The sequence below is a fragment of the Streptomyces sp. NPDC012466 genome, assembly GCF_042955215.1.
Taxonomy (GTDB): domain Bacteria; phylum Actinomycetota; class Actinomycetes; order Streptomycetales; family Streptomycetaceae; genus Streptomyces.
This window is the reverse complement of sequence record NZ_JBIBEQ010000002.1, coordinates 404,480-430,083: the sequence shown is the minus strand read 5'-3', so window position 1 is coordinate 430,083 and position 25,604 is coordinate 404,480. Positions and strand designations below refer to the sequence as shown.

Annotated in this window: 26 protein-coding genes; 14 read left to right on the top strand and 12 right to left on the bottom strand. The window is 71.2% G+C overall.

All coding sequences use genetic code 11. The annotated features are described in order from the left end of the window. Positions 1–4 precede the first annotated feature (4 nt). Entirely contained in the window at positions 5–1,633 is a 1,629-nt protein-coding gene (locus tag ACFY9E_RS09460) for an ABC transporter substrate-binding protein (RefSeq protein ID WP_390981022.1), read from the bottom strand. 268 nt (positions 1,634–1,901) lie between these two features. On the opposite strand from ACFY9E_RS09460, the gene ACFY9E_RS09455 reads away from it, so the two are divergent. Beyond that, complete coding sequence (locus tag ACFY9E_RS09455) at positions 1,902–2,339, top strand: protein phosphatase (RefSeq protein WP_390981020.1); 438 nt, start codon at positions 1,902–1,904, stop codon at positions 2,337–2,339. Positions 2,340–2,435: 96 nt separating this feature from the next. Further along, a complete protein-coding gene (locus ACFY9E_RS09450) occupies positions 2,436–3,599 on the top strand; it encodes an abortive phage infection protein (protein WP_390981018.1) in 1,164 nt (387 codons plus the stop codon). On the opposite strand, the gene ACFY9E_RS09445 is transcribed toward ACFY9E_RS09450, so the two are convergent. Further along, on the bottom strand, positions 3,587–5,062 hold the full coding sequence (locus ACFY9E_RS09445; protein ID WP_390981016.1) for an alpha/beta fold hydrolase: 1,476 nt from the start codon (positions 5,060–5,062) through the stop codon (positions 3,587–3,589). The two genes, ACFY9E_RS09450 and ACFY9E_RS09445, sit on opposite strands and share 13 nt — an antisense overlap. A gap of 66 nt (positions 5,063–5,128) precedes the next feature. Beyond that, positions 5,129–5,611 (bottom strand): GNAT family N-acetyltransferase, encoded by a 483-nt coding sequence (locus ACFY9E_RS09440; RefSeq protein WP_390982027.1) that lies wholly within the window; start codon positions 5,609–5,611, stop codon positions 5,129–5,131. Positions 5,612–5,859: 248 nt separating this feature from the next. Between ACFY9E_RS09440 and ACFY9E_RS09435 the strand changes: the two genes are divergently transcribed. From ACFY9E_RS09435 to ACFY9E_RS09415, 5 genes are all read left to right on the top strand, one after another. Then, positions 5,860–6,066 carry a hypothetical protein gene (locus tag ACFY9E_RS09435; protein WP_390981014.1) on the top strand — a complete coding sequence of 69 codons (207 nt, stop codon included), beginning with the start codon at positions 5,860–5,862 and terminating at the stop codon, positions 6,064–6,066. Beyond that, positions 6,063–6,278, top strand: coding sequence for a hypothetical protein (locus ACFY9E_RS09430; protein ID WP_086599578.1), 216 nt, complete (start codon positions 6,063–6,065; stop codon positions 6,276–6,278). The genes ACFY9E_RS09435 and ACFY9E_RS09430 overlap by 4 nt, the downstream gene beginning before the upstream one ends. A 26-nt stretch (positions 6,279–6,304) precedes the next feature. Continuing rightward, positions 6,305–7,051, top strand: coding sequence for a DNA repair protein RecO (recO, locus tag ACFY9E_RS09425; protein ID WP_390981012.1), 747 nt, complete (start codon positions 6,305–6,307; stop codon positions 7,049–7,051). 59 nt (positions 7,052–7,110) lie between these two features. Further along, positions 7,111–7,944, top strand: a complete 834-nt coding sequence (locus ACFY9E_RS09420; RefSeq protein WP_390981010.1) for an isoprenyl transferase — start codon at positions 7,111–7,113, stop codon at positions 7,942–7,944. Positions 7,945–8,372: 428 nt separating this feature from the next. Next, positions 8,373–8,627, top strand: a complete 255-nt coding sequence (locus tag ACFY9E_RS09415; RefSeq protein ID WP_390981008.1) for a hypothetical protein — start codon at positions 8,373–8,375, stop codon at positions 8,625–8,627. A gap of 130 nt (positions 8,628–8,757) precedes the next feature. Here ACFY9E_RS09415 and ACFY9E_RS09410 read toward each other — a convergent pair whose 3' ends face one another. The 4 genes from ACFY9E_RS09410 to ACFY9E_RS09395 are packed head-to-tail and all read right to left on the bottom strand — an operon-like array spanning position 8,758 to position 11,888. Continuing rightward, on the bottom strand, positions 8,758–9,177 hold the full coding sequence (locus ACFY9E_RS09410) for a transcriptional repressor (RefSeq protein WP_363118709.1): 420 nt from the start codon (positions 9,175–9,177) through the stop codon (positions 8,758–8,760). A gap of 58 nt (positions 9,178–9,235) precedes the next feature. Continuing rightward, positions 9,236–10,138 carry an iron chelate uptake ABC transporter family permease subunit gene (locus tag ACFY9E_RS09405; protein ID WP_390981006.1) on the bottom strand — a complete coding sequence of 301 codons (903 nt, stop codon included), beginning with the start codon at positions 10,136–10,138 and terminating at the stop codon, positions 9,236–9,238. Continuing rightward, a complete protein-coding gene (locus tag ACFY9E_RS09400) occupies positions 10,138–10,905 on the bottom strand; it encodes an ATP-binding cassette domain-containing protein (protein ID WP_390981004.1) in 768 nt (255 codons plus the stop codon). The genes ACFY9E_RS09405 and ACFY9E_RS09400 overlap by 1 nt, the downstream gene beginning before the upstream one ends. A gap of 20 nt (positions 10,906–10,925) precedes the next feature. After that, entirely contained in the window at positions 10,926–11,888 is a 963-nt protein-coding gene (locus tag ACFY9E_RS09395; RefSeq protein ID WP_390981002.1) for a metal ABC transporter solute-binding protein, Zn/Mn family, read from the bottom strand. 185 nt (positions 11,889–12,073) lie between these two features. On the opposite strand from ACFY9E_RS09395, the gene ACFY9E_RS09390 reads away from it, so the two are divergent. After that, positions 12,074–13,456 (top strand): glycine--tRNA ligase, encoded by a 1,383-nt coding sequence (locus ACFY9E_RS09390; protein WP_306925122.1) that lies wholly within the window; start codon positions 12,074–12,076, stop codon positions 13,454–13,456. Positions 13,457–13,517: 61 nt separating this feature from the next. On the opposite strand, the gene ACFY9E_RS09385 is transcribed toward ACFY9E_RS09390, so the two are convergent. Beyond that, the gene (locus ACFY9E_RS09385; RefSeq protein ID WP_390981000.1) at positions 13,518–14,621 is read right to left on the bottom strand and encodes an endonuclease/exonuclease/phosphatase family protein; all 1,104 of its coding nucleotides are present in this window, start codon (positions 14,619–14,621) and stop codon (positions 13,518–13,520) included. A gap of 214 nt (positions 14,622–14,835) precedes the next feature. Between ACFY9E_RS09385 and ACFY9E_RS09380 the strand changes: the two genes are divergently transcribed. The 4 genes from ACFY9E_RS09380 to ACFY9E_RS09365 all read left to right on the top strand — a co-directional run bounded on the left by ACFY9E_RS09380 (position 14,836) and on the right by ACFY9E_RS09365 (position 18,158). Beyond that, positions 14,836–15,453, top strand: coding sequence for a LysE family transporter (locus ACFY9E_RS09380; RefSeq protein WP_390980998.1), 618 nt, complete (start codon positions 14,836–14,838; stop codon positions 15,451–15,453). A gap of 88 nt (positions 15,454–15,541) precedes the next feature. Further along, positions 15,542–16,546 (top strand): aldo/keto reductase, encoded by a 1,005-nt coding sequence (locus tag ACFY9E_RS09375; protein ID WP_390980996.1) that lies wholly within the window; start codon positions 15,542–15,544, stop codon positions 16,544–16,546. A 26-nt stretch (positions 16,547–16,572) separates the two neighbouring features. After that, the gene (locus ACFY9E_RS09370; protein WP_390980994.1) at positions 16,573–17,160 is read left to right on the top strand and encodes a TetR family transcriptional regulator; all 588 of its coding nucleotides are present in this window, start codon (positions 16,573–16,575) and stop codon (positions 17,158–17,160) included. A 131-nt stretch (positions 17,161–17,291) separates the two neighbouring features. After that, the gene (locus ACFY9E_RS09365) at positions 17,292–18,158 is read left to right on the top strand and encodes a GNAT family N-acetyltransferase (RefSeq protein ID WP_390980992.1); all 867 of its coding nucleotides are present in this window, start codon (positions 17,292–17,294) and stop codon (positions 18,156–18,158) included. Positions 18,159–18,206: 48 nt separating this feature from the next. Here ACFY9E_RS09365 and ACFY9E_RS09360 read toward each other — a convergent pair whose 3' ends face one another. Both ACFY9E_RS09360 and ACFY9E_RS09355 read right to left on the bottom strand, forming a co-directional pair. Then, positions 18,207–18,413: a hypothetical protein gene (locus ACFY9E_RS09360; RefSeq protein WP_053669242.1), complete on the bottom strand. Its 207-nt coding sequence runs from the start codon at positions 18,411–18,413 to the stop codon at positions 18,207–18,209. Between the two features lie 115 nt (positions 18,414–18,528). Next, complete coding sequence (locus ACFY9E_RS09355; RefSeq protein WP_390980990.1) at positions 18,529–19,962, bottom strand: MFS transporter; 1,434 nt, start codon at positions 19,960–19,962, stop codon at positions 18,529–18,531. A gap of 102 nt (positions 19,963–20,064) precedes the next feature. Between ACFY9E_RS09355 and ACFY9E_RS09350 the strand changes: the two genes are divergently transcribed. Further along, complete coding sequence (locus ACFY9E_RS09350) at positions 20,065–20,964, top strand: helix-turn-helix domain-containing protein (protein ID WP_390980988.1); 900 nt, start codon at positions 20,065–20,067, stop codon at positions 20,962–20,964. A gap of 147 nt (positions 20,965–21,111) precedes the next feature. Here ACFY9E_RS09350 and ACFY9E_RS09345 read toward each other — a convergent pair whose 3' ends face one another. After that, complete coding sequence (locus tag ACFY9E_RS09345; protein WP_390980986.1) at positions 21,112–22,557, bottom strand: DHA2 family efflux MFS transporter permease subunit; 1,446 nt, start codon at positions 22,555–22,557, stop codon at positions 21,112–21,114. Positions 22,558–22,635: 78 nt separating this feature from the next. Between ACFY9E_RS09345 and dusB the strand changes: the two genes are divergently transcribed. Continuing rightward, the gene (gene dusB / locus ACFY9E_RS09340; protein WP_390980984.1) at positions 22,636–23,769 is read left to right on the top strand and encodes a tRNA dihydrouridine synthase DusB; all 1,134 of its coding nucleotides are present in this window, start codon (positions 22,636–22,638) and stop codon (positions 23,767–23,769) included. On the opposite strand, the gene ACFY9E_RS09335 is transcribed toward dusB, so the two are convergent. Then, a complete protein-coding gene (locus ACFY9E_RS09335; protein ID WP_390980982.1) occupies positions 23,770–25,578 on the bottom strand; it encodes a sulfatase-like hydrolase/transferase in 1,809 nt (602 codons plus the stop codon). Positions 25,579–25,604: the final 26 nt, after the last annotated feature.

Genomic DNA, 25,604 nt, shown 5'->3' with positions numbered 1-25,604 from the left:
GGCGCTAGGCCCACTTGGCCCGAAGGAGGTTGATGCCCGGGTAGGGCTGCGCCCTTATCCCGCTGAGCCGTGCCGGGTCCCAGGCGGTCATGAGCTCGTTGTGGACGACCGGGTAGAGCACGGCCTGTTCGGCGACGACGTCGATGTAGTCCTGGACCATCGTCTTCTTCTTCTCCGGGTCGGGCTCCCGGGTGGCCCGGTCCATGTCCTTGAAGAGCTGCCTGGCGACCGGGTCGGAGGCCCACCGCGTGTACCGCATCCACAGGTTCTCGGGGCCGTGGTTGTACCGCATGATCAGATCGGCGTCGACGCCGAACTGGTTGGGGTTCGAGGCGGCGGCCACGACCTGGTAGTCCTGCTTCTGGTCCATCTTCGTGAAGACGGCCGTGGTCTCCTGCGGGGACAGGGTCGTCTTCACCCCGATCGCGTCCCAGGACGCCTTGACGGTGGGCAGGCAGTCGACGATCCAGCTGACGTTCACGGCGAGGATGTCGACGCTCAGCCCCTTGACCCCGGCGGCCTTCAGCAGGGCCTTCGCCTTGTCGGGGTCGTAGTCGTAGACCGTCTTCGCCCGGCGGTAGGACGGGTTGGCCTCGTCGAGGAAGGAACTCGACGGTTTCCCATGGCCCTTGAGGGCCACCTCCACCATCTTCTCGGTGTCGATGGCGTAGTGCAGGGCCTGGCGCACCCGCACGTCGTCGAAGGGCTTGTGCCTGGTGTTGAACATCAGGAACAGGTTGTTCATCCCGGCCCCGCCGGCGACCGTCAGCCCGCCGCTCTCCAACTGCCCGATGTTGGCGTACGGGATGTTGTCCGCGATCTGCGCGCCCGCGCTCGACCCGGAGATCTTGGCGACCCGGGGTGCCGCGTCCACGATGGTCAGCCAGTTCATCTTCCGGAAGGCGGGCTTGCGGGGGCCGTTGTAGCCGTCGAAGGCCTCGAAGATCGTGTTCGACTTCGGGTGGTGCGCGGTCTGCCGGTACGGCCCCGAGCCGATCGCCTTGCCCTTGAGGGCGTCGTCCCAGCCTCCCGGCTTCGCGTACACGTGCCTCGGCATGATCTTGGCGAGCGTGAGCCGCGAAAGGCCGTCCGGGAACGGGAACTTGAGCACCAGCTCGACGTTCTGCGCGTCGATCTTCCGGACCTCCTTCAGCCAGCTCGCGAAGAAGCCCTTGGCGAGGGTCTGGGTGTCCGGGTCGAGGATCCGCCGGAAGACGAACACCACGTCGTCGGCGGTGACGGGCCTGCCGTCGTGGAACGTCGCGCCCGCCCGCAGCGCGAACCTCCATGACGTGCTGTCCGGGTCCTCCGGCACCTCGGTCGCCAGCGCCGCGTACGGTTCCCGGGAGATCGGATCCGTGTCCAGCAGGCCCTCGTAGACGTGGTGGTTGGCGGCCATGCAGAACGCGGACGCCGTCTGGGTGGGGTCCCAGCTGCCGTCGTTGCCGTAGCCGATGACCGCGGTGAGCGTCCGCTCCCGGCCACCGCCGGTGCCGGTGTCGTTGGTGGACTCCGGCCCGGACGAACAGGCCGACAGCGACGTGGAGACGGCGGCGGTCGCGCCCAGCGCGCCGGTGTACTTCAGGAACGACCGGCGGTGCAGTGCCGGCACGTCGGGGGTCACGTCGCGCACGGGTCCTCCAGCGAGGGTCTGGGGGGAAGGGGCCGGCAGGGGAGATACGACGTCCTACGTCCTGCGGTCAGCGACCATAGGAGGGGGTGTGGGGGCGGTCAAGGGGTCGCACACGAATGGCGTATCCGCCAGAGGCCGGACCAATGGCGCTGTCGGTGGCGCGAGTTGACGGTTCATCGGGGCGCGCCGAGTGCCGGGTACCGCCAGGGTGGGGCGGCATGGGGGTGATTCCGCCACCCGGCGAGCGGACGCGGAGCATGATGAGGGCGTGAGTGAGCTGTGGAGCGAGAGTGACACCGGCGTCCTGCGACTGCCCTCGGGCCGCTTGATCCGCGGCCGGGGCCTGCGCCGCCCTCTGGACCCCGCCGCGCCCCTTCCCTCCTACGGCGTCTACCTGCTCGGCCGGCAACCGCCCGCAGTCCCCTGGGAGTCGGGCTGGATCCGCTGGCCCGACTTCCGCCTCCCGGCGGACCGGACGGCCGCCCGTGCGGCGCTGGCCGACGCGTGGGGACGGGCTGCCGGGGAGCGGGTGGAGATCGCCTGCGGCGGAGGGCGCGGCCGCACGGGCACGGCCCTGGCCTGCCTGGCGGTGCTGGACGGGGTGCCGGCGGAGGAGGCCGTGGGGTACGTCCGCCGGCACTACGACCGGCATGCCGTGGAGACGCCCTGGCAGCGGCGGTACGTGCGCCGGTTCGGCGAGAGCTGAGCCTCTCCTTCGGCCCGGCTCCTCATCCCTTGGTCTGCTCGCCGTAGACCGACGGACGACAGCGGACCCGGGGCGCCGCTCGGCACAGTGGGCGGCATGGATGAGACCAAGGGGATCAAGCAGGCGAAGGGGATCAGCCGGGCGCGTTTCCTGGCCGGGGCGGCGGCGGTGGGGGTCGCCGGGGCGGCGGGGCCGGCCGGACAGGCCCGGGCGGCGGAAGCCCGGCACGGCCGCGGACTGCGCCGGCGGGGCGTCGTCTACACGGTCGGGGCGGGGGAGACGCCGGGGACCGCGTGGAGTGCCCGGCGGATGCGCCACGACATCCGGGCCATCCGGGACCAGCTGCACGCCGACACCGTCGACGTCACGGGCGACGGCGTCGAACGCCTCACGAAGACCGCCGCCGAGGCCGCCGAACGGGGGCTCCACGTCTGGCTGCAGCCGACCCTGGGGGACGCCCCGCAGCGGGACATCCTGGAGCACATCGCCGAGACCGGGCGGTTCGCCGAGCGGCTGCGGCGGCAGGGCGCGAGCGTCGACTTCAGCGTCGGCTGCGAGTTCTGGCTGTTCGTGCCCGGCATCCTGCCGGGCGAGACGGTGCTGGAGCGCATCGAGAACCTCCGGAACGGCACGGTCGACTGGCCGCGCACACAGCGGCGTCTCGCGGAGTTCACGACCAGGGCCGCGAAGGTCGGCCGTTCCGTCTTCCGGGGCGCCCTCGCCTATGCCGCGGCCCAGTCCATCGACAACCCGGACTGGAATCTCTTCGACATCGTCGGTATCGACTACTACGCGCACTTCGACAAGCGGTCCGACCACGTCCGCGAGCTGAAGCAGTACCTGAAGTGGGGCAAGCCGCTCGCCATCACCGAATTCGGCACGTGCGCCTACGTCGGTGCGCCCGAGACCGGCGGCATGGGCTGGGACATCGTCGACTACGACAAGGAACCGCCGGAGATCAAGGGGAACCCGGTCCGCAGCGAGCGCGTCCAGGCCGACTACGTGGGCGAGTTGCTGGACGTCTTCGAGTCGATGGGCCTGTACGCGGCGATGACCTTCGAGTTCGTCAGCCCCGACGCCCCGCACCGCCCGGACGCGCCGCGCCTGGACCTCGACCTGGCGGCGTACGCCATCACCAAGGTCGTCAAGGACCGTCCGGACGACCCCGCCTCCGGCTGGCACTGGGAGCCGAAGGAGGCGTTCCGCGCGGTGGCCCGCCGGTACGGGGCGGCGGGCCACCGCTCTCCTCAGTCGCAGTAGAGGTCGGAGACGGGCCGTGTGCCGGTGGCCAGGAAGCGGGAGACCGTCCGGTCGCCGCAGGTGTTGCCGTTGGCGAGGTAGGCGTCATGGCCGGTGGAGTTCACGGTGACCATGACGGCCCGGTCGCCGAGGGCCTGCCGCAGTTTCCGGGCCCCCGCGAGCGGGGTGGCGACATCCCGCTCGTTCTGCACGAGGAGGATGTTGGAGGGCCCGCGGTCGGTGACGCGCACGGCCGGTTCCCTCGGCTCGTACGGCCAGGCCGCACACACCATCGGCCCGCGCGGCATGCCCGCGGTCAGCGGGTACGCGGCGCGGCTCGCGTCGACGTCCTTCTGGTACGCGGCGGCCGAGTCGGGCCAGTCGACGTCGTTGCAGATCGTGCCGACGCCGACCGCGGTGACGTTCTGCAGGACCGTCTCGGGCGGGGCCTCGGGCACCGGCGGCACGGTGCCCTCGCGGGCGGCCCGGATGGTCTTGGCCAGGGTCGGGTAGTCGTCGGGGTCGTAGAGGCTGGACAGCATGGTCTGGCGCAGCGCGTTGCCGTCCAGCCGCGGCGGGTTGGCGCCGGGCCAGGGGAGGGGGTCGCGGTCCAGCCGGGCGGCGAGGCGCAGGAAGCCGGAGCGCACCTCGGCAGGTGTACGGGCCACCCGGTGCGGATTGCCCGGCCGGGACGCCCACGTGGCGAACTCGGGGAAGTTGTCCTCGACCCCGACCTCGAAGGCGGCGAGCCAGTTGCGGGTCACGCGGGTGTGGTCGGGGTCGTCGTTGCTGTCCAGCACGATGCGGTCGGTGCGGTGCGGGAACAACTGGCTGTAGACGGCGCCGACGTAGGTGCCGTACGAGACGCCCCACGCGGAGATCTTCTCCTCGCCGAGGGCGGCCCGGACCCGGTCCAGGTCGCGGGCCTCGTTGGCGGTGCTGATGTGCCGGATCAGCTCACCGCCGTTGCGTACGCAGGCCGTTGCCGTCCGCCGGGCGGTGGCCATGTTCTCGCCGACGGAACCGTCCGGGCCCGGCCACGGCAGAAGCTTCGTCACGCCGATGTCGGCGGGATCCAGCTCGCAGTCGACGGCGGTGGAGGGCGCCATCCCGCGCGGCGCGAACCCGATGAGGTCGTAGGCGTCCCGTACCTTCCGCGGAAGCTTCTGTCCCTTGCCGGAGGGATCGGCGAGACTGTCCCCGCCGGGACCGCCCGGGATGAGTAACAGCGCGCCTCGCCGGGCGGACGGCTTCTCACTGGGGATCCGGGAGACGGCGATCCGGATCTCGGGGCTGTCGGGGTCGGAGTAGTCCATCGGCACACCGACGGTGGCGCACTGCTGTCGGGGATCGAGCCCGGAGCCCTCGCACGCGCCCCACTCGATCCTCTCCCCACCGGCCGCGGACGCCCCACCGGGCCCGGCGAACCCGAGAACCACTCCGACGGCGGCGACCAGTACCGCGCATTTCGATAGCTGCTTCATGTGCAGCAGCCTGGCCGACCCCGACGGCGGACCACATCCGGGTAACTGCCTGATGTGTGCGGGGGATTACCCCCGGCCGGGAGACGGCATCCCTCGCACAGGCCCGCCCGTTCCCCTGGGACGGCCCGCCGGCGGCCGCACCATGAAGACGTCGATCGCGTCCTGGGTGTCCACCCTGAAGCCGTGGCGTTCGTAGAGGCGGCGGGCCGGGCTGCCCCGGAGGACGTTCAGGCGGACGAGGTCGCCGGTGGAGTCCGTCCTGTCCAGCAGGGTGCGCAGGACCGCCGAACCGACGCCCCGGCCCTGGAGCGCCGGGGCGAGGTAGAAGTGCTCCAGCCAGTGGCCGGTCCCGGACGGGCGCAGGGAGACGCTGCCCGCGAAGGCGCCGGCGGTCGTGATGACCGACGTGTGCTGCGCGGCGAAGCCGTCCCGCAGGCGCTGCCTGACCCGGTGTTCGTCGTAGCGGCCCAGCCGCTCCAGGTCGGGTCGCATCACCACGGCCCGTAGTTCCGCGATCGCCTCGACATCCGCCGGCCGCGCGGGGCGCATGCCCCATTCCGGCTCCCAATGCCCCTCTGATGCTTTCACGGCCGGATTGTCTCAACGGGCCGCAGGCCACCTCTTATCGGCATCCGCCTTTCCGTGAACCACTCACCGAAAACGCCGGTTTGCCGCACTCCGTGCCGAACCCCTTTGTGCTGCGCCGCAGTTGTACGACACAGACCCTTCCCGAGTGTAGGCGCGGAGTGTGACCGAGGAGATGCGAAGAGTGAAACCGCGAAAGGAAGGGGAGCACGGTGGAGGCACGACACTCGGCGCTCTGCGCCGAAGAAGCGGAGGACGCGGTGAAAGAATTGCGGGCAGAACTCGCCAAGGCCGGAATGATCCCGCCCTCATCGGGGCTCGACCCGGTGAGTCTTGTGCGGGAAGCGCCCTGCCCGCTCGTCGCATCGGGCCTGGATTTCGCGCGCACCGCCGGACAGCTCGTGGCGGTGCCGCGATGAAGCCTCCGGTCGGCGCGTACGTCGTGGACACCCGCAGCGGTCGCATCGGCATCGTGATGGGGCATGAGGGGCCCTACGTGCAGTTGCGGCCGTACGGCGGCGGCAAGGAGTGGGACGCCGACCCCGGTGCCGTCCGGCACGCCACTCCGGCCGAGCGGCTGCGCGCGGCGACCGCGTACGCCAACGCCCGCAGCAGGGGCGAGGTCCCTTGACGTGACGACCCTGCCAGAATGGCTCCATGAGTCTGTTCCGCGACGACGGCATCGTGCTGCGCACCCAGAAGCTGGGTGAGGCGGACCGGATCATCACGCTGCTCACGCGCGGTCACGGACGGGTACGCGCGGTGGCCCGGGGCGTGCGCCGGACGAAGTCGAAGTTCGGGGCGCGTCTCGAGCCGTTCTCCCACGTCGACGTGCAGTTCTTCGCCAAGGGGAGCGAGCTGGTCGGGCGCGGCCTGCCGCTGTGCACCCAGAGCGAGACCATCGCGCCGTACGGCGGCGCGATCGTGAGCGACTACGCCCGGTACACGGCCGGGACCGTCATGCTGGAGACCGCCGAGCGGTTCACCGACCACGAAGGGGAGCCGGCCGTGCAGCAGTACCTGCTGCTGGTCGGCGCACTGCGGACCCTGGCCCGGGGGGAGCACGCGCCGCATCTCGTGCTCGACGCGTTCCTGCTCCGCTCCCTCGCCGTCAACGGATACGCCCCGAGCTTCACCGACTGCGCGAAGTGCGGGATGCCCGGGCCCAACCGGTTCTTCTCGGTCGCGTCGGGCGGTTCCGTCTGCGTGGACTGCCGGGTGCCCGGCAGCGTCGTACCCTCGCCCCAGGCCCTGGAACTCCTCGGTGCCCTGCTTACGGGAGACTGGGAGACCGCGGACGCGTGCGAGGCGCGCCACGTCCGGGAGGGCAGCGGGCTGGTGTCCGCGTATCTGCACTGGCACATGGAGCGCGGCCTGCGCTCCCTGCGCTACGTCGAGAAGTAGCGCGAGCAGCCGGCACAGAGCACCAGAGAAGCAAGCGAGCACGAGGAGACGAGAAACACATGGCCGTACGCGGGATCCTGGGGCGCCAGCGCCGGGAGTACAGGACGCCGGAGCCGCACCCGTCCGGCGCGCGGCCCCCGAGATTCCCCGGGGAACTCGTACCGCGCCATGTGGCCATCGTCATGGACGGCAACGGTCGCTGGGCCAAGGAACGGGGCCTGCCGCGCACCGAGGGGCACAAGGTCGGTGCCGAGCGCGTGCTGGACGTGCTCCAGGGGGCCATCGAGATGGGCGTGGGCGCCATCTCCCTGTACGCCTTCTCCACCGAGAACTGGAAGCGGTCGCCGGACGAGGTGCGCTTCCTGATGAACTTCAACCGGGACTTCATCCGCAAGACCCGCGACCAGCTCGACGAGCTGGGCATCCGGGTGCGCTGGGTGGGCCGGATGCCCAAGCTCTGGCGCTCGGTCGCCAAGGAGCTCCAGATCGCCCAGGAGCAGACCAAGGACAACGACCGGCTGACCCTGTACTTCTGCATGAACTACGGGGGCCGCGCCGAGATCGCCGACGCCGCCAAGGCGATGGCGGAGGACGTGAAGAGCGGAAAGCTCGACCCGTCGAAGGTCAGCGAGAAGACCTTCGCGAAGTACATGTACTACCCGGACATGCCGGACGTGGACCTGTTCCTGCGCCCCAGCGGCGAGCAGCGCACCTCCAACTACCTGATCTGGCAGAGCGCCTACGCCGAGATGGTCTTCCAGGACGTGCTGTGGCCGGACTTCGACCGGCGTGACCTGTGGCGGGCCTGCCTGGAGTTCGCCTCGCGCGACCGGCGCTTCGGCGGGGCCATCCCGAACGAGGAACTGCTGGCCATGGAGGGCGAGCAGCCGTAGCCACGCTGAGGCCCGGCGGCCCCTCGGGTGGCGGCCGGGCCGCGGCGGCGGTGTCCTGGGGGGCATGGGTTCCACTGCCGTCGGCGCATCTCGGTGAACCACGAAACAGACCGGGGTCTTCCTCGCGGCCTCGCTGGCCCTGTTCTGCATCCAGCTGGACTTCTTCGCGCTGAACCTGGCCGTCCCCGGGATCTCCGACGAGCTGGACACGACGGTCTCCGCGGCGCAGTGGACCCTGTCCGCCCACATGCTCGCCGTCGGCTGCCTGTTCATCGTCGGGGGCGGCCGGGTGATCTCCTCGGGCGGCGTCCGGTCCTGCAGGCCGGGACCGGACTGTTCGCCGCCGCCTCCGTCGGATGCGCTCTGGGGCCGAGCCTCGGGGTGCTCGTCCTGGCCGGGGCGTGCAGGGCGCGGGGACCTGCGCCGACGTGGCCACCCAGCAGGTCGTCCCGCCCGCCCGTGCCGGTGACGCCTCGGATGTCGTCCTCACCGCCCTGGTCACCCTCGGCGCCATCGGACCGGCGGCCGTGGCGGCGGTCATCACCTCGCTCACCCCGACCGGCCCGGAACGCGCCTACGACCTCGTCCTGCGCGCCGGCGGCACCGTGATCCTGGCCTCCACGGCCCTGTCCCTGCTCGTCCGCCGCAGGCTGAGCGCCCGGGGCCTCATGCCGTCATCCTGAGACGAAGGGCACCTGCTCAGGGGCGCGGGGCTGTGTCGATGTGCGGCTCCGCCGCGAGGGCGCGACACGTCCCGACACCTGCGCACCCGACGGCGAAGCCCTCACCCATCACGGCGGGGAGTGCGACGGCTCACCCGCCGGAGGCCCCCGCACAGTCGGCACACGTGCCGAAGATCTCCACCGTGTGGGCCACGTTCACGTAGCCGTGCTCCGCGGCGATCGCCTCGGCCCACTTCTCCACGGCCGGGCCCTCGACCTCGACGGCCTTGCCGCAGCCGCGGCACACGAGGTGGTGGTGATGGTCGTCGGTGGAGCAACGGCGGTAGACGGACTCGCCGTCCGCGGTGCGCAGGACGTCGACCTCACCGGCGTCGGCGAGGGACTGCAGGGTGCGGTAGACCGTGGTGAGCCCGACCGAGTCGCCCTTGTGCTTGAGCATGTCGTGCAGTTCCTGCGCGCTGCGGAACTCGTCGACCTCCTGCAGGGCCGCCGCCACAGCGGCCCGCTGCTTGGTGGCGCGGCCCTTCACGGACGGTCCAGCGGTCGTCACCGTTGCCTCCTCACGTCTGCCTTGCCCGGGCCATTGTGCCAGCCCGTGGTGGGAGCGGTCAGACGCCGACTTCGTCGGCCGCCTCCCGGCTGCCCGGAATCGCGCACTCGGCCGGGTCGTCCGTGGTGTTCGCGGCCGACGCCGCACGGGCGCGGCGGCGGGCCAGCGGGGCCGCGAGCGCCGTCAGCACGATGAACGCGCCGATGGTCAGCAGCACGATCGTCGCGCCGGGCGGCACGTCCTGGTAGTACGAGGTCACGGTGCCGCCGATCGTCACGCTCACGCCGATGGCGACGGCGATCGCGAAGGTGGCGGCGAAGCTGCGGGCGATCTGCTGGGCGGCGGCGACCGGCACCACCATCAGCGCGCTGACCAGCAGCAGGCCGACCACGCGCATCGCCACCGTCACCGTGACGGCCGCGGTGATCGCCGTCAGCAGGTTCAGGACCCGCACCGGCAGGCCCGTCACCCGGGCGAACTCCTCGTCCTGGCTGACCGCGAACAGCTGCCGCCGCAGACCGAGGGTGACCAGGACGACGAACGCGGCCAGGACGCAGATCGCCGTGACGTCCGACTCGGACACCGTCGACAGGGAGCCGAACAGGTACGACGTCAGATTGGCGTTGGAGCCGGTGGGCGCGAGGTTGATGAACATCACACCGCCAGCCATGCCGCCGTAGAACAGCATCGCCAGGGCGATGTCGCCGCGGGTCTTGCCGTACCAGCGGATCAGCTCCATGAGGACCGCGCCGAGGACGGAGACGATGGTCGCCATCCACACCGGGGACCAGGTGAGCAGGAAGCCGAGGCCGACGCCGGTCATCGCCACGTGGCCGATGCCGTCGCCCATCAGGGCCTGGCGGCGCTGGACCAGGTAGATCCCCACCGCGGGGGCCGTGATGCCGACCAGGACGGCGGCGAGCAGGGCCCGCTGCATGAAGGCGTAGTCGAGGAAGTCCATCAGCTCAGCAGTCCCGTGCGGATCGGTTCGGCGCCCGCCGGTGCGTGCGGGTGCACGTGGTCGTGGCCGGGCAGGGCGTGCTGTCCGACGGCCTTCGGGGGCGGGCCGTCGTGGACGACACAGCCGTCGCGCAGGACGACCGCCCGGTCGATGAGGGGCTCCAGGGGGCCCAGTTCGTGCAGCACGAGCAGCACCGTCGTCCCCTGGGAGACCTGCTCGGTGAGGGTGTGCGCGAGGACCTCCTGGCTGGCCAGGTCGACGCCGGCCATCGGCTCGTCCATGATCAGCAGCTCGGGTTCGGAGGCGAGCGCACGGGCGATCAGGACGCGCTGGTGCTGACCGCCGGACAGCGCGTCGACGGAGTCCTTGGCCCGGTCGGCCATGCCGACGAGGTCCAGGGCACGCCGTACGGCCGTGTGGTCGGCCTTGCGCAGGACGCCGAAGCGGGCCCGGGACAGACGGCCGGAGGAGACCACCTCGGTCACCGTGGCGGGCACGCCGCCGGCGGCCGTGGTGCGCTGCGGGACGTAGCCCACGCGGTGCCAGTCGCGGAACCGCCCGCGGTCCGTGCCGAACAGCCGGATCTCACCGGCACCGGTCTGCACCTGGCCGATGATGCTGCGCACGGCCGTGGACTTGCCCGAGCCGTTCGCGCCGAGCAGCGCGACGACCTCGCCGCGCCGCACGGTGAGGTCGATGCCGCGCAGCACGGGGCGTGAGCCCAGGTCGGCGCGGACGCCGCGCAGGGATACGACGGGCTCGGTCATGCCGTCCTCCGATGGGTCGGTCACTTGGCTCCCAGGGCCGTCCGCAGGGCCTTGAGATTGGCTTCCATGACCTGGAAGTAGTCGTCGCCGCGGGACTTGTCGGTGATGCCCTCGATCGGGTCGAGGACGTCCGTCTTCAGGTTCGCGTCCCGGGCGAGGGTCTTCGCGGTCTTGTCGGAGACCAGTGTCTCGTAGAAGACGGTGGTCACGCCGTCGGCCTTGGCCTCCTGCTGGAGCTCCCGGACGCGGGCGCCGCTGGGCTCGCTCTCGGGGTCGATGCCGGAGATGGCCTCCTGGGTGAGACCGTAGCGCTCGGCGAGGTAGCCGAAGGCGGCGTGGTTGGTGAAGAAGACCTTGGACTTGGAGTTCTTCAGGCCGTTCTCGAAGTCGCTGTCGAGGCCCTTCAGCTTCGTGACCAGCGCCTCGGTGTTCTTCTTGTAGTCGGCCGCGTGGTCCGGGTCGGCCTTCTCGAAGGCCTTGCCGACGCCCTTGGCGATCTCGGCGTACTTCACCGGGTCGAGCCAGACGTGCGGGTCGCGGCCGTGCTCCTCCTCCTCGGAGTGGCCTTCCTCGGAGTGGCCCTCCTCGCCCTCGTGGGTGTGGCCGCCGGTGCCGTGGTCCTCGAGGTGGGTCAGGCCGGCCGCGTCGATCTTGGTCTTGATGCCGGTCTGGCCGACGGCCTCGTCGACGGCGGGCTGGAGGCCCTTGAGGTAGAGCGCCGCGTCGGCCTCCTCCAGCTGCGCGCGCTGCTTGGTGCTGATCTCCAGGTCGTGCGGCTCCTGGCCGGGCTCGGTCAGGCTGGTCACGTTCGCGTGGTCGCCGCCGATCTGCTCCGCGAGGAACGCCATGGGGTAGAACGACGCGACGACGTCGAACTTGTCCGTGTTGCCCGAGGCCGCGCTGTCGCTGGAGCAGGCGGTCAGGGCGCCGAGACCGAGAGCGGTGGCCGCGGCGGCGGGTATGAGGCGTCGTCGTACGTTCATGACACTCATTTTCAACAAATATGGAAACCGTTGTCAACAAACCGGCTGAGCGGCGGGATCCCGAGGGCGGTCGGCGGCAGCCGACGGGGGAGCGATTTGATTGAGGGGGCGCCCCCGCCGGTAACCTGAAGCATTCGCTGGAAGCAACTCGCTTCGTCGCCCGTCGTCGTAATGAAGAGAGCACCGTGGCCGCCGACAAGATCGACACCATCGTCAGCCTGAGCAAGCGCCGTGGCTTCGTATTCCCCTGTAGTGAGATCTACGGCGGCCAGCGCGCCGCTTGGGACTACGGCCCCCTCGGTGTCGAGCTCAAGGAGAACCTCAAGCGCCAGTGGTGGCGCTACATGGTGACGTCGCGCGAGGACGTCGTGGGCATCGACTCGTCCGTGATCCTGGCCCCCGAGGTCTGGGTGGCCTCCGGCCACGTCGCCACCTTCACGGACCCGCTGACCGAGTGCACCTCCTGCCACAAGCGGTTCCGCGCGGACCACCTGGAGGAGGCCTACGAGGCCAAGCACAAGCGCCTGCCGGAGAACGGCCTGGCCGACGTCAACTGCCCCAACTGCGGCAACAAGGGCCAGTTCACCGAGCCCAAGCAGTTCTCGGGCCTGCTGTCCACCCACCTCGGCCCGACCCAGGACTCCGGCTCCGTCGCCTACCTGCGGCCCGAGACCGCGCAGGGCATCTTCACCAACTTCTCCCAGGTGCAGACCACCTCGCGCCGCAAGCCGCCGTTCGGCATCGCCCAGATGGGCAAGTCCTTCCGCAACGAGATCACGCCCGGCAACTTCATCTTCCGCACCCGCGAGTTCGAGCAGATGGAGATGGAGTTCTTCGTCAAGCCGGGCGAGGACGAGAAGTGGCAGGAGTACTGGATGGAGCAGCGCTGGAACTGGTACACCGGTCTCGGCCTGCGCGAGGAGAACATGCGGTGGTACGAGCACCCGAAGGAGAAGCTCTCCCACTACTCCAAGCGCACCGCCGACATCGAGTACCGCTTCCAGTTCGGCGGCAGTGAGTGGGGCGAGCTGGAGGGTGTGGCCAACCGCACCGACTACGACCTCGGCGCCCACTCCAAGGCCTCGGGCCAGGACCTCACCTACTTCGACCAGGAGGCCGGCGAGCGCTGGACCCCGTACGTCATCGAGCCCGCGGCCGGTGTCGGCCGCGCGATGCTGGCGTTCCTCCTGGACGCCTACATCGAGGACGAGGCCCCCAACGCCAAGGGCAAGATGGAGAAGCGCACCGTGCTGCGCCTCGACCACCGCCTCGCCCCGGTGAAGGTCGCGGTGCTGCCGCTGTCCCGCAACCCGGAGCTCTCCCCGAAGGCCAAGGGCCTCGCCCAGGCGCTCCGCCAGAACTGGAACATCGAGTTCGACGACGCCGGCGCCATCGGCCGCCGCTACCGCCGCCAGGACGAGATCGGTACGCCGTTCTGTGTGACCGTCGACTTCGACACGCTCGAGGACAACGCGGTCACCGTCCGCGAGCGCGACACGATGAAGCAGGAGCGCGTCTCCCTCGACCAGATCGAGGGCTACCTGGCGTCCCGTCTGATCGGCTGCTGACGGCCTTTCTCCGCGCCATGGTGCCGGGTTCCTCCTCGGAGGGGCCCGGCACCGTCGTGTTTCACAGGTCCAGGTCCACGTAGACCGCCGCGTGGTCCGAGGCGCGGTTCCACTTCGAGGTGACGGTGTCGAAGGACTTGATGGTGGACGGCGCCCAGACGCCGCGCCGTTCGACCTCCACGTGCTGCACCTGCTCCCACAGCGGCGGCGGAAGCATCACGTAGTCGAGCTTCTGGCTCTCGGAGTTGCCCGTGCCGTGGGTGCCCGGGGCGCCCCGGTAGGACGGGTGACTCATCACGTCCCGAAGTCCCGTCCCCAGCAGGGCCCGGATCGCCTCACTGGACGGCTCGTCGTTGAGGTCGCCGGCGACCACGACGTACGGGGAACGCTCCAGGGCGGTCTGGTAGATCGACGCCACCCGGCGGGCCTGGGCGACGCGCAGTTCCGGGTCGTCACCGCTCTGGCTCTTGAGGTGGTTGCCCAGCAGCCACAGCGGCGTGCCGCCGATCTGGATCTCGTACTCGGGGCAGTCGCGGCTGAAGAGGTACGTGCCCGGGCGGTCGGGGTCGGGGTCGAAGACGTGGGACCGCAGGGACGTGACCGGATGGCGGCTCAGGATCCCCACGTCGATGCCCCGCGGGTCGTTGCCGTCGATCACCATGTCGTACGGGTACGGCGTCTTCTTCAGGTCGGCGCCCAGCACCTGCTCGTTGAAGCGGCGCAGGGTCGTGCGGTCCTCCACCTCCACCGTGAGCAGGATGTCGGCGTCGACCTCGGCGATCACCCGGCCGGTGTTGTGCACGGCCTCCCAGTCGAGGTCGTCACGGACCAGCTCCACCCAGCCCGTCCACCCCGAGCGGCCCTTGGCCACGATCTCGAAGGTGACGTGTTCGCCGCCGCCCTTCGTCTTGAAGAGCGTGCCCTGGCCGCGCGTCTCGTTGATGAAGAACGGCCTGTCCCGGCGCGAGTCGTGCACCCGGTGCTTCTTGAGAAGCGCGGCGACGCGGGTCTTGGTGTCGTCGTCGTAGGTCTCCTTCTCCAGGAGGGAGACCAGCTCGGCGTAGTCGTCGAGGACCTCGCGGCGCTGCTTGTCGCCCGGGAGGCGGAAGACCTTGGGGCGGCGGAAGAGGTTCTCGGTGTTGAAGGTGGCGATACGGATCGTCATGGCGCGCTCCCTCGGGCGGCGCAGGAGTTCCGCGCGACCGGTGGGCGGGCGCCGCCGGGGAGACCGCTCGCCGGCTCTTCCATTGTCGGCCGCGGGTGTGAACCGTGTCGAACCATGGGGCCCTTGGGGTCGTCGGGGCGTGGGGGATTGGTCCCCGAGCGCCGGGGCCGATTGGTCCTGTCGCCCGGGGCGGGGTCCGCGCCAGGGTGGCGGCATGAGCATCGCGTTCCTGCTGACCACCCTCGTCGTCGTCGCCACGCCGGGTACCGGCGTCGTCTACACCCTCGCCGCCGCGCTCTCCCGGGGGCGGCGCGCGAGTGTCGTCGCGGCCGTCGGCTGCACGCTCGGGATCGTGCCGCACCTGCTGGCCACGGTCACCGGCGTCGCCGCGCTGCTGCACGCGAGCGCGACCGCGTTCCAGGTGCTGAAGTACGCGGGTGTCGCCTACCTGCTCTACATGGCGTGGGCGACCGTGCGGGACAAGGAGGCGCTCGTGGTGGAGGAACGGGAGACCGCCCCGGAGGTGCCGGCGCGGCGGGTGATCGTGCGCGGGGTGCTCATCAACATCCTCAACCCGAAGCTGACGATCTTCTTCTTCGCGTTCCTGCCCCAGTTCGTCAGCCCCGGGGAGCCGCACGCGGTGATGCGGATGGTGGGGCTGGGCGGGGTCTTCATGCTGGCGACCTTCGTGGTGTTCGCCGCGTACGGGGTGCTGGCCGCGTCGGTGCGCCGGCACGTGGTGGGCCGGCCGCGGGTGACGGCCTGGCTGCGGCGGGGCTTCGCGGGCTCGTTCGTGGCGCTGGGGGCGAAGCTGGCGTTCACGGCGCGGTAGCCGCGGACCGTGAGGGGAAGGCACCCGGCTGACAAGTATCGAATGACAGATATTGAAATCTGTCATCTGTCATGGCACGCTGGTGGGCATGACGATGCGCACCCGCTCCCTCGGAACCACCGGCCCCCAGGTCTCCGCCCTCGGCCTCGGCTGCATGGGCATGTCCGCGCTGTACGGCGAGGCGGACCGGGCCGAATCCATCGCGACCCTCCACGCGGCGCTCGAAGCGGGGGTCACCCTGCTCGACACCGGCGACTTCTACGGCATGGGCCACAACGAGATGCTGATCGGCGAGGCCCTGCGCTCCGCCCCGGCGGCCCGGCGCGAACAGGCCCTGGTCAGCGTGAAGTTCGGTGCCCTGCGTGGCCCGGACGGCAGCTGGCTGGGCTACGACGGCCGGCCCGCCGCCGTGAAGAACTTCGCCGCCCACTCCCTCCAGCGGCTCGGCGTGGACCACATCGACGTCTACCGCATCGCCCGCCTCGACCCGGACGTACCGATCGAGGAGACGGTCGGCGCGACAGCGGAACTCGTCGAGCAGGGCTACGTACGGCACATCGGCCTCAGCGAGGTCGGCGCCGACACGATCCGCCGGGCCGCCGCCACCGCGCCGATCTCCGACCTCCAGATCGAGTACTCCCTCATATCCCGCGGCATCGAGGACGAGATCCTGCCCACCACCCGCGAGCTGGGCATCGGCATCACGGCGTACGGGGTGCTCTCCCGGGGCCTGATCTCCGGCCACTTCACCGCGGACCGGCAGCTCGGCGCGGGCGACTTCCGGGCGATGTCGCCGCGCTTCCAGGGCGACAACCTCCGGCACAACCTGAACCTCGTCGAGGCGCTGCGGAAGATCGCCGAGCAGAAGGGCGTCAGCGTCGCGCAGATCGCCATCGCCTGGGTGCTCTCCCGCGGTGAGGACATCGTGCCCCTGGTCGGCTCCCGTCGCCGCGACCGGCTCTCGGAGGCGCTGGGCGCACTGGAGGTGACACTGGAGCCGGCCGACCTGGCCGCGATCGAGGAGGCCGTACCGGCCGGTGCCGCCGCCGGCGACCGCTACCCGGCGGCCCAGATGGCTCACCTCGAGAGCTGACGCGGGCTCCGGGTACGGTCAGGGGCATGGCACCGACCAGCGAGACTCTGACCGCCGAGCGCATCCTCGAAGCCACCGAGGAGGTGCTGCGCCGGCACGGCCCGGCCAAGGCCACGGTGGTGGACGTGGCCCGCGCGCTCGGCGTCAGCCACGGCAGCGTCTACCGCCACTTCCGGACGAAGGCGGCGCTGCGCGAGGCCGTCACCAAGCGCTGGCTGGACCGCACGTCCGGCGAGCTGTCCGGGATCGCCGCCGCGGACCGCGTCCCGGAGGACCGGCTGCGGGACTGGCTCGCCGCGCTGTTCGCCGCGAAGCGCCGCAAGGCGGGCGAAGACCCGGAGCTGTTCGCCACCTACATGGTCCTCACCGACGAGAACGGCTCGGCGGTGGGCGAGCACATCACCGACCTGGAATCCCAGCTGACCCGCATCATCCAGGCGGGCGTGGAGAACGGCGACTTCGCCGCCACCGACCCGGAGGCCTCGGCCCGCGCGGTCTTCCAGGCCACGGGCCGCTTCCACGATCCGTCCTACGCCCGGGAATGGAAACAGCCAGGGATCGAGGCGGACTTCGAGGCGGTCATGGACCTGCTGGTGCGGGGGCTGCGGCCCTGAGGGGTCCTTGCGCGCGCAGCCCACGGAACCCTGAACGGTGTCGGCCTACCCACCGGGTGCGCCCCGGCCGGGAGGGGCACAGGATGGAAAGTGAGGGGTGGGTCGCCGCGCGGGGGGCGCTGAGTAAGGGGATGGCGGTCGTGGATCTCATACTGCGTCCGGGCACTGCGGACGATGCGGCAGACTGCGGAAGGATCTGCTACGAGGCCTTCTCCGGCATCGCCCAGGAGCACGGGTTCCCACCCGACGTCCCGAGCCCCGAGGTGAGTGCCGCGCTGATCGAGGGAGCCCTGACGCACCCGGGCTTCTACAGCGTCGTCGCCGAACGCGACGGGCAGATCGTGGGCAGCAACTTCCTCGACGAACGCTCGACCGTCGTCGGGGTCGGGCCCGTCACCGTGGACCCCACCGTGCAGAACGCGGGCGTGGGCCGCCGCCTGATGCGGGACGTGATGCGGCGGGCCGACGAGCGCGGGGCGCCCGGCGTCCGGCTGTTGCAGAGCGGCTACCACAACAGGTCGTTCTCGCTGTACGTGAGCCTGGGTTTCGTCCACCGGGCCACCGTGGCCTGCGTCCAGGGCCCGCCGATCCGGCGTGCGATGCCCGGGTACGAGGTGCGGGAGGCCACGGACGCGGACCTCGGCGCCTGCAACGACGTGTGCCGGCAGGTCCACGGCGTCGACCGGGGCGGCGAGATCGCCGACGCGCTCAAGCAGGGCACCGCCCGGGTCGTCGAGCGCGCGGGACACGTCACCGGGTACGCCACCGACCTGGCCTTCTTCGCGCACGCCGTGGGCGAGACCACCCCGGACCTCCAGGCCCTGATCGCGGCGGCCCCGCAGTTCGGCGGCCCGGGCATCCTCGTACCCACGAGCGACAGCGTGCTGCTCAGGTGGTGCCTGTCCAACGGCCTCAAGGTCGTGCAGCTGATGAGCCTGATGACCACCGGCCTGTACAACCGGCCCGACGGGGCGTACCTGCCGTCGATTCTCTACTAGCGGCCGCCTCGTCGGACCGGTTGCACCCACTCGTGATCACCGGGCAGTTCAGGCCGCCGTCGGGTCCACCGTCGCCTGGTGGGCCTCCAGCAGGTGCTCCTCCGCCTTCAGCCAGGGCAGGAACTGGGCGCCTCTGCGCCACCCGCAGGTGTCGCATCTGATCGTGCGCTGCACGCCCGTGCGCTGCACCCGCACCACGTGCTCCCGGCCGTGCTGGTCCCACCGGCTGACCTTGCTCGTGTCGATCTGCGTCATGGCCCCTCCCACGTCGAGAAATCCGGCGTTCCGGTCTGCTCGCAGCAAGGAGTGTGCAGCAAGACCGACATCAACGGGGATTCCCCGGAAGTGAGTTATCAGGCCGTGAGAGACCTCAGACGACGGTGCGGGGCAGCCGGAGGCTCAGCAGCCCCGTCAGCACGACGCCGCCGAGCTGCACCAGCAGGGTCGTGACCAGGGCGTCCCGCATGCCCGTCGCCGGGACCAGGGACAGGAACAGCGTGCCCAGGGTCGCCACACCGAGCGCCAGCGCCGACTGCTGGGTGGTGATCATCACGCCGCTGCCGACGCCCGCCCGGGCGGGCGGCACCTCGGAGAGGATGACCCGGTAGATGACGGGGAGTTGCAGTGCCTGGCCCGCACCGGCGACCGTCGCGCCCGGGAGCAGCTCGACGAAGCCCAGGTGCGGCCAGAACCGCCAGGCGGCCAGCGCCATCAGGGCCAGGCCCACGCCCTGGAGGGCGGCACCGGCCGTCACCACGCGGGTGCCGTACCGGGCGACCAGACGCGGGCCCAGCAGCGAGAACACGAAGAACACCACCGCCAGCGGTGCGAGCGCCAGGCCCGCGGCGACCGGACCCAGCCCGGCGCCCCGCTGCAACGCCACCGCGATCACGAACATGAAGCCGCTGAAGCCGATCGAGAACGGCAGCACCAGCAGCAGCCCCCGCCGCAGCGACGTGAGCGCGAACAGGCTCGGCGGCACCAGCGGCGTACGGCCCGCGCGGTCGGCCCGGCGCTCCACCGCGTAGAACGCCGCCGCGACGAACGGGAACGCCGCCAGTGACAGCCAGGTCCACAGCGGCCAGCCCGCCGCCCGGCCCTCGGTGAGCGGCACCAACAGGGTGAGGAGGGAGGCCGCGAGGAGGAACGTGCCCGGGACGTCGACGGGTTCCGGGCGCGGCGAGCGGGTCTCGGGGACGACCCGGACGGCCAGCACCAGCCCGGCCAGCACGACCGGCACATTGACGAGGAACACCGACCGCCAGCCGGTCCCCGCGATGTCCGCGGCCACCAGCACCCCGCCCAGGATCTGCCCGGCCACCATGGCCAGCCCGGCGGTCGCGCCGTACAGGCCCATGGCCTTCGCGCGCCGGGGGCCGGTCGTGGTCGCCTGGATGGTGGCGAGCACCTGCGGCAGCATCGCGGCGGCCGAAGCGCCCTGCGCGATCCGGGCCGCGACCAGCGACCAGGCCCCGGGGGCCAGTCCGCAGGCCAGCGACGTCAGCCCGAAGGCGGCCATGCCGGCGAGGAACAGCCGCCGCCGGCCGAACAGGTCGCCGAGCCGGCCCCCGAGGACCAGCAGGACGGCGTACGACACTCCGTACCCGGCGACCACGAGTTCGAGGACCGACTCGCTCGCGGCGAGGTCGGTGCCGATGGTGGGCAGTGCGACGTTGACGATGAAGAAGTCGATGAGAGGAAGGGCCGCGGCCAGCAGCACGGCGAACAGGCCGAGACCGCCGAGCGCGGGGGCCGGGGCGGCGGGTGGGCGAAGGGCACGTGGGGCGAGGGAGTCCGTGGTCACGACGACGAGCCTGCGACGTCACTCAGACGGGTACCAGAGTGTTCTTATCCTGGTAGCAGCACCACCTGGAAACAGGGTCCGGTCGGCGGCAGGCTGGAGACCATGACGACCATCGCGCAGGAGACGACGCGGCGCACTCCCGAGGCGCCCCGTGAGGCGGAGGTCCGCCGGCACGAGCTGGCGGCGTTCCTGCGCAGCCGCCGGGAGCGCATCGCCCCCGAGCAGGTGGGTCTGCCCCGGGGCCGCCGGCGCCGCACCCCGGGTCTGCGCCGGGAGGAGGTCGCCCAGCTCTCCGCGGTGGGCGTCACCTGGTACACGTGGCTGGAGCAGGCGCGCGACATCCAGGTCTCCGTCCAGGTTCTCGACGCGCTGGCCCGTGCGCTGCTGCTGGACCCCAGCGAGCGCGCCCACCTCTTCCGGCTGGCCGGGGCCGCCGATCCGACACCGGCGACCACGTGCCCGTCGGTCACACCGGCGATGCGGGCGGTGCTGGAGCAGGTCGAGCCGTTCCCGGCGTGCCTGCAGAACAGCAGGTACGACATCCTCGCCCACAACCGCACGTACGGGTTGCTGCTGTGCGACCTGGACGCGGTGCCGCCCGAGGACCGCAACTGCATGGTCCTCTCCTACACCCATGCCGAGTGGCAGTCGTCGATCGTGCACCTGGAGGAGACCCAGCGCCTCATGGCCGCCCGCTTCCGCGCCGCGATGGCCGGGCATCTGGCCGAGCCCGCCTGGAAGATGCTCCTCGACCGCCTGTACTCGGAGTCCCCCGCGTTCCGCACGGCCTGGGACCGCCACGAGGTCGTCTCCCACCGCACCAAACGCAAGGAGTTCCTCAACCGCCACGTGGGCCGCGTCACCGTCGACCACACGGACCTGTGGCTGACCCCGGGAACGGGACCGCGGATGGTGACGTACGTACCGGCGGACGAGGAGTCGCGCCATCGCCTGGAGCGGCTCCGGGCGATGGCCGTGCAGCGGGCGGCGGCCGGGGTGTAGCGGGCGCCACCGGCCGACCGGGAACCCTTCAACCGCCGGCAACGAGACCCGCTGCGCGCGGCTCCCGGCCCGGTCGGACGAGTCGCGTGGGGAATCTCCCGCCCCGGGTGGGAGCGCGGTGAACGAACGCCCGTGCCGTGCCGAGGTTCAGCCGCCCGTCCCGACGGCCTGTCGTACCTCCACGGTCTCCAGCCTCGCCGCGGCCCGCTCGGCCGTCCCCCGGGCCCACCGCCCGTTCGTCACCGCCCCCAGGACCAGTACCGCGAAGCCGCATGCCGCGAGGATCCACCAGCCGGGCCGGGCCGCGGACACGAACGTCTCGCGGTACGAGGACGAGCCCACGCCCGCGGCGAGCACCGAGCCCAGCACGGCCACGCCCAGGGTCTGGCCCAGCTGCCGGCTCGTCGAGGCGACCGCGGCGGCCACGCCCGCCTGGGCGCGGGGCATGCCGGAGACCGCCGTGTTGGTGATGGGCGCGTTGACGAAGCCGAAGCCGATGCCGAAGAGGACGTAGCCGGCGAAGAGCGTGACGTTCGAGGTCTCGGCCTCGAACGCGGCGAAGAGGATGCCGCTCGCGGTCATCGCGCAGCCCGCGATCAGCAGGGGCAGTCGTGGACCGCGCGCGCCCACCAGGCGGCCCGACAGCGGCGCGCACAGAAACGTCGGAACCGCCATCGGCAGCATCCACAGACCCGCCTCCAGAGCGGTCAGACCGCGCACGTTCTGCAGGTACAGCGTGGACAGGAACAGGAATCCGCCGAGCGCGGCGAAGGCGCTGATCGCGATGACCGTCGCCCCGCTGAACGGCGCCGAACGGAAGAAGCGCAGGTCGATCAGCGGTTCCTCGCGGCGTGGTTCGTGGAGGAGCAGTCCCGTCAGCGCCGCCAGGGCGACGACGGCCAGCGGCGCGATGGACGTGAACGCGGTGCTCGGCGCCTCGATGATCGCGTACGTCAGCGAGCCGAACAGCGCGATCACCAGCACCTGGCCCACCGGGTCGGGCCGGCGGGCGCGCGGCGCGCGGGACTCGGGGACGAAGCGCAGGGTGAGCAGCAGGGCCGCCAGGCCCACCGGCAGATTGATCCAGAAGATCGAGCGCCAGCCGACGGAGTCGACCAGGAGGCCTCCCACGAGGGGTCCGGCGGCCATGGAGATGCCGACGACCGCGCCCCAGGCGCCGATGGCCCGGGCCCGCTCGCGCGGGTCGGTGAAGGTGTTGGTGATGATCGACATGGCGACCGGGTTCAGCATCGAGCCGCCCACCGCCTGCACCATCCGGAACGCGACCAGCGCCTGAAGGTTCGGCGCGAGGGAGCACAGGACGGAGCCGGCGGTGAAGACGACCAGGCCCGCCATGAAGACCCGCTTGCGGCCGATCCGGTCGGCCGTGGAGCCCGCGAGCATCAGCAGCGAGGCCAGGACCAGCGTGTATGCGTCGATCGTCCACTGCAGACCCGAGGTGCCGGCGTGCAGGTCCCGCTGCATGGACGGCAGGGCCACGTTCAGGACCGTGTTGTCGAGGCTCACGATCAGCAGGCTCATGCAGCAGATCGCGAGCACCAGCATGCGGCGGCGGGGGCTGGGCTCGGGCATGCGCTCCATCGTACGCCGACTTCGATAGTGTGGCTAACTAATGAATTTTGCCATCTCATTGCACGGCACAATGGAGGCATGTCCACGCCCCTCCAGATCGGTCCGCACACCGTCCAGCCGCCCGTCGTCCTGGCCCCCATGGCCGGGATCACCAACGCGCCCTTCCGCACCCTGTGCAGGGAGTTCAGCGGCGGCAAGGGCCTGTTCGTCAGCGAGATGATCACCACCAGGGCGCTGGTCGAGCGCAACGAGAAGACCATGCAGCTCATTCACTTCGACGCGAGTGAGCGCCCCCGGTCCATCCAGCTGTACGGCGTGGACCCCGCGACCGTCGGCAAGGCCGTCCGCATGATCGCGGAGGAGGACCTCGCCGACCACATCGACCTGAACTTCGGCTGCCCCGTGCCGAAGGTCACGCGCAAGGGCGGTGGCTCCGCGCTGCCGTACAAGCGGAACCTGCTGCGGGCGATCCTGCGCGAGGCCGTCAGCGGCGCCGGCGAGCTGCCCGTGACGATGAAGATGCGCAAGGGCATCGACGACGACCACATCACCTTCCTCGACGCCGGCCGGATCGCCGTCGAGGAGGGCGTCACCGCCATCGCCCTGCACGGCCGCACCGCCGCCCAGCACTACGGCGGCACCGCCGACTGGGAGGCCATCGCCCGGCTGAAGGAGCACGTGCCGGAGATCCCGGTGCTCGGCAACGGCGACATCTGGTCCGCCGAGGACGCCCTGCGGATGGTGCGCGAGACCGGTTGCGACGGAGTGGTCGTGGGCCGCGGCTGCCTGGGGCGGCCCTGGCTGTTTTCCGACCTGGTCGCCGCCTTCGAGGGCCGCACCGAGGACATCGCCCGCCCCGCCCTGCGTGAGGTCGCCGACGTCATGGTCCGGCACGCCACCCTGCTCGGGGAGTGGATCGGGGACGAGTCCCGGGGCGTGATCGACTTCCGCAAGCACGTCGCCTGGTACCTGAAGGGCTTCGCGGTCGGCTCCGAGATGCGCAAGCGCCTCGCGATCACCTCGTCCCTGGAGGAACTGCGCTCCGGCCTGGACGAGCTGGATCTCGACCAGCCCTGGCCCGCCGGCGCCGACGGGCCCCGGGGCCGTACGTCCGGCAACAACCGGGTGGTGCTGCCGGACGGCTGGCTGAAGGACCCCTACGACTGCGCCGGGGTCGGCGAGGACGCCGAGCTCGACACCTCCGGCGGCTGATCAGCCCGTGGAGGGGTGCGGCGTGGAGCCGAACGCCTTCAGGAAGCGGTCCCGGAAGGCGCTCATCTTCCACACGGGCGCGTCGCGGTCGGGCTTGAGACCCTCCGTCCAGTTCCAGTCGGCGACCTTGTCCAGGACCTTCGGGTCCTTCGCGACGATCGACACCGGCACGTCCCGGCTCGCGCCGTTCCCGCTGACCCGGGCGATGGGCTGGTGGTCGCCGAGGAAGACCAGCACGGTGTCGTCGGTGCCGTAACGCTGAAGCCACTGGGTGAGGCTGGTGACCGAATACTGGATGGACCTGCCGTACTCCCGGCGGGACTTGGTGGTGTCGGTGATGACGTCCGACGCCTTGTTGCCGGCCTTCTCGATCGCGTCGAAGACCGAGCCGTCGCCGAGCTCGTCCCAGCCGACCAACCTCGGGATGGGCGCCCAGGGCTGGTGGCTGGAGGTCAGGATGACGAACGACATCAGCGGCTTGTCCCGCTTCTTGCCGTGCACCTGCCGCTGGAACGCCTCCAGGGCGTACTGGTCGGGCATGGTCGACCAGCTGAACTTCGGCCCCTCGTAGCCCAGGTCGAAGGCGTCGTAGAGCTTGTCGAGGCCGTACCACTTCTCCTCCGGCCAGCCCTTCTGCACGCCCGGCATGACGCCGACCGTGTCCCAGGCGCCGGTCTTCTGGAACGCCTTGGTGAGGGTGAGGTGGTCGCCGGCGCTGACCGTGCGGTAGCGCCGCTGGTTGTCGATCCACAGGCCGGACATGGTCGTGGAGTGGCCGAGCCAGCTGCTGCCGCCGTACGTCGCCGAGGTCAGCCAGCCGCTGCGGGCCGCGAAACCGGCCTTCTCCAGGGCCCTGGTGCTCGTGTCGAGGGTCCGGTCGACACCGGGTGCCATGACCGGGTCCTCGATCGCGCTGCGGCCGTAGCTCTCGATGAACGTGAAGATCACGTCCTTGCCCCGCAGGTCCGGCAGCAGTTCGCCGGGCGGGGTGTTGCCGAAGGTGTCCGCCTTCGACTGCTTCACGAACGCCGCCTCGTCCCGCAGCGACTCCACCGTCCGCTGCGCGTGCACCTTGAGCGCCCCGGCACCGCGCTCGGAGGCGATCGGGCCGCCGGACAGCGTGAGCCCCAACGCGGAGCAGGTGACCCAGACGGTGCCGGCGATCAGGGCGCCCTTGGTGGCCCGCACCCGGTGGCGGGCCAGCACGTTGGCGAGCCGGACCGCCGCCGCGACCATGACGGCCGCCACGAGCAGTACGAGCACCACGGCGCCGACGGCGGCCGCGGTCGCGACGCCCCCGCCCAGCGTGTCCCTGACGTACGCCTGGGCGTCGGGCAGCAGGTCCCAGTCGAGCGCGGCGTTGAAGCCCCGGCCCAGGTACTCGTTGAACCCCATGTCGAGCAGGTTCACCGTGGTCAGCGCGGTGAGGCCGAGTCCGTACAGCACCGCCGCGGCCAGTCGGGGCCGGCGCGGCAGCGCGAGCACGACGACGGCCCCGAGGACCGCCTCCGCCGGGATGCGCGCGAAGCTGACCGCTTTCAGAGCGGGGAGGGTGTTGGGCAGCAGCAGCGCCCCGAGGACCAGGACGGCGGCGAGGGCGGTGGTGGTCAGGCGGAGTGTGCGGGCCGCCCGGGGGTGACGGGTGCGCCGGCCCCGCAGACGGGCGAGGCGGGTCCCGGCATCGGCGCCGGGACGCTCCGCTTCCTCCGCGGCCGTCGCGGTGTCCGCGTCACGCTCCGGCTCGGGCCCGGCCCCGGACATGCCGTCGCCCGGCCGCGACGACTGGTGGAAGCGCGTGAAGACAGGCACCCGGAGGTCCTTCCCGTACGGAACCG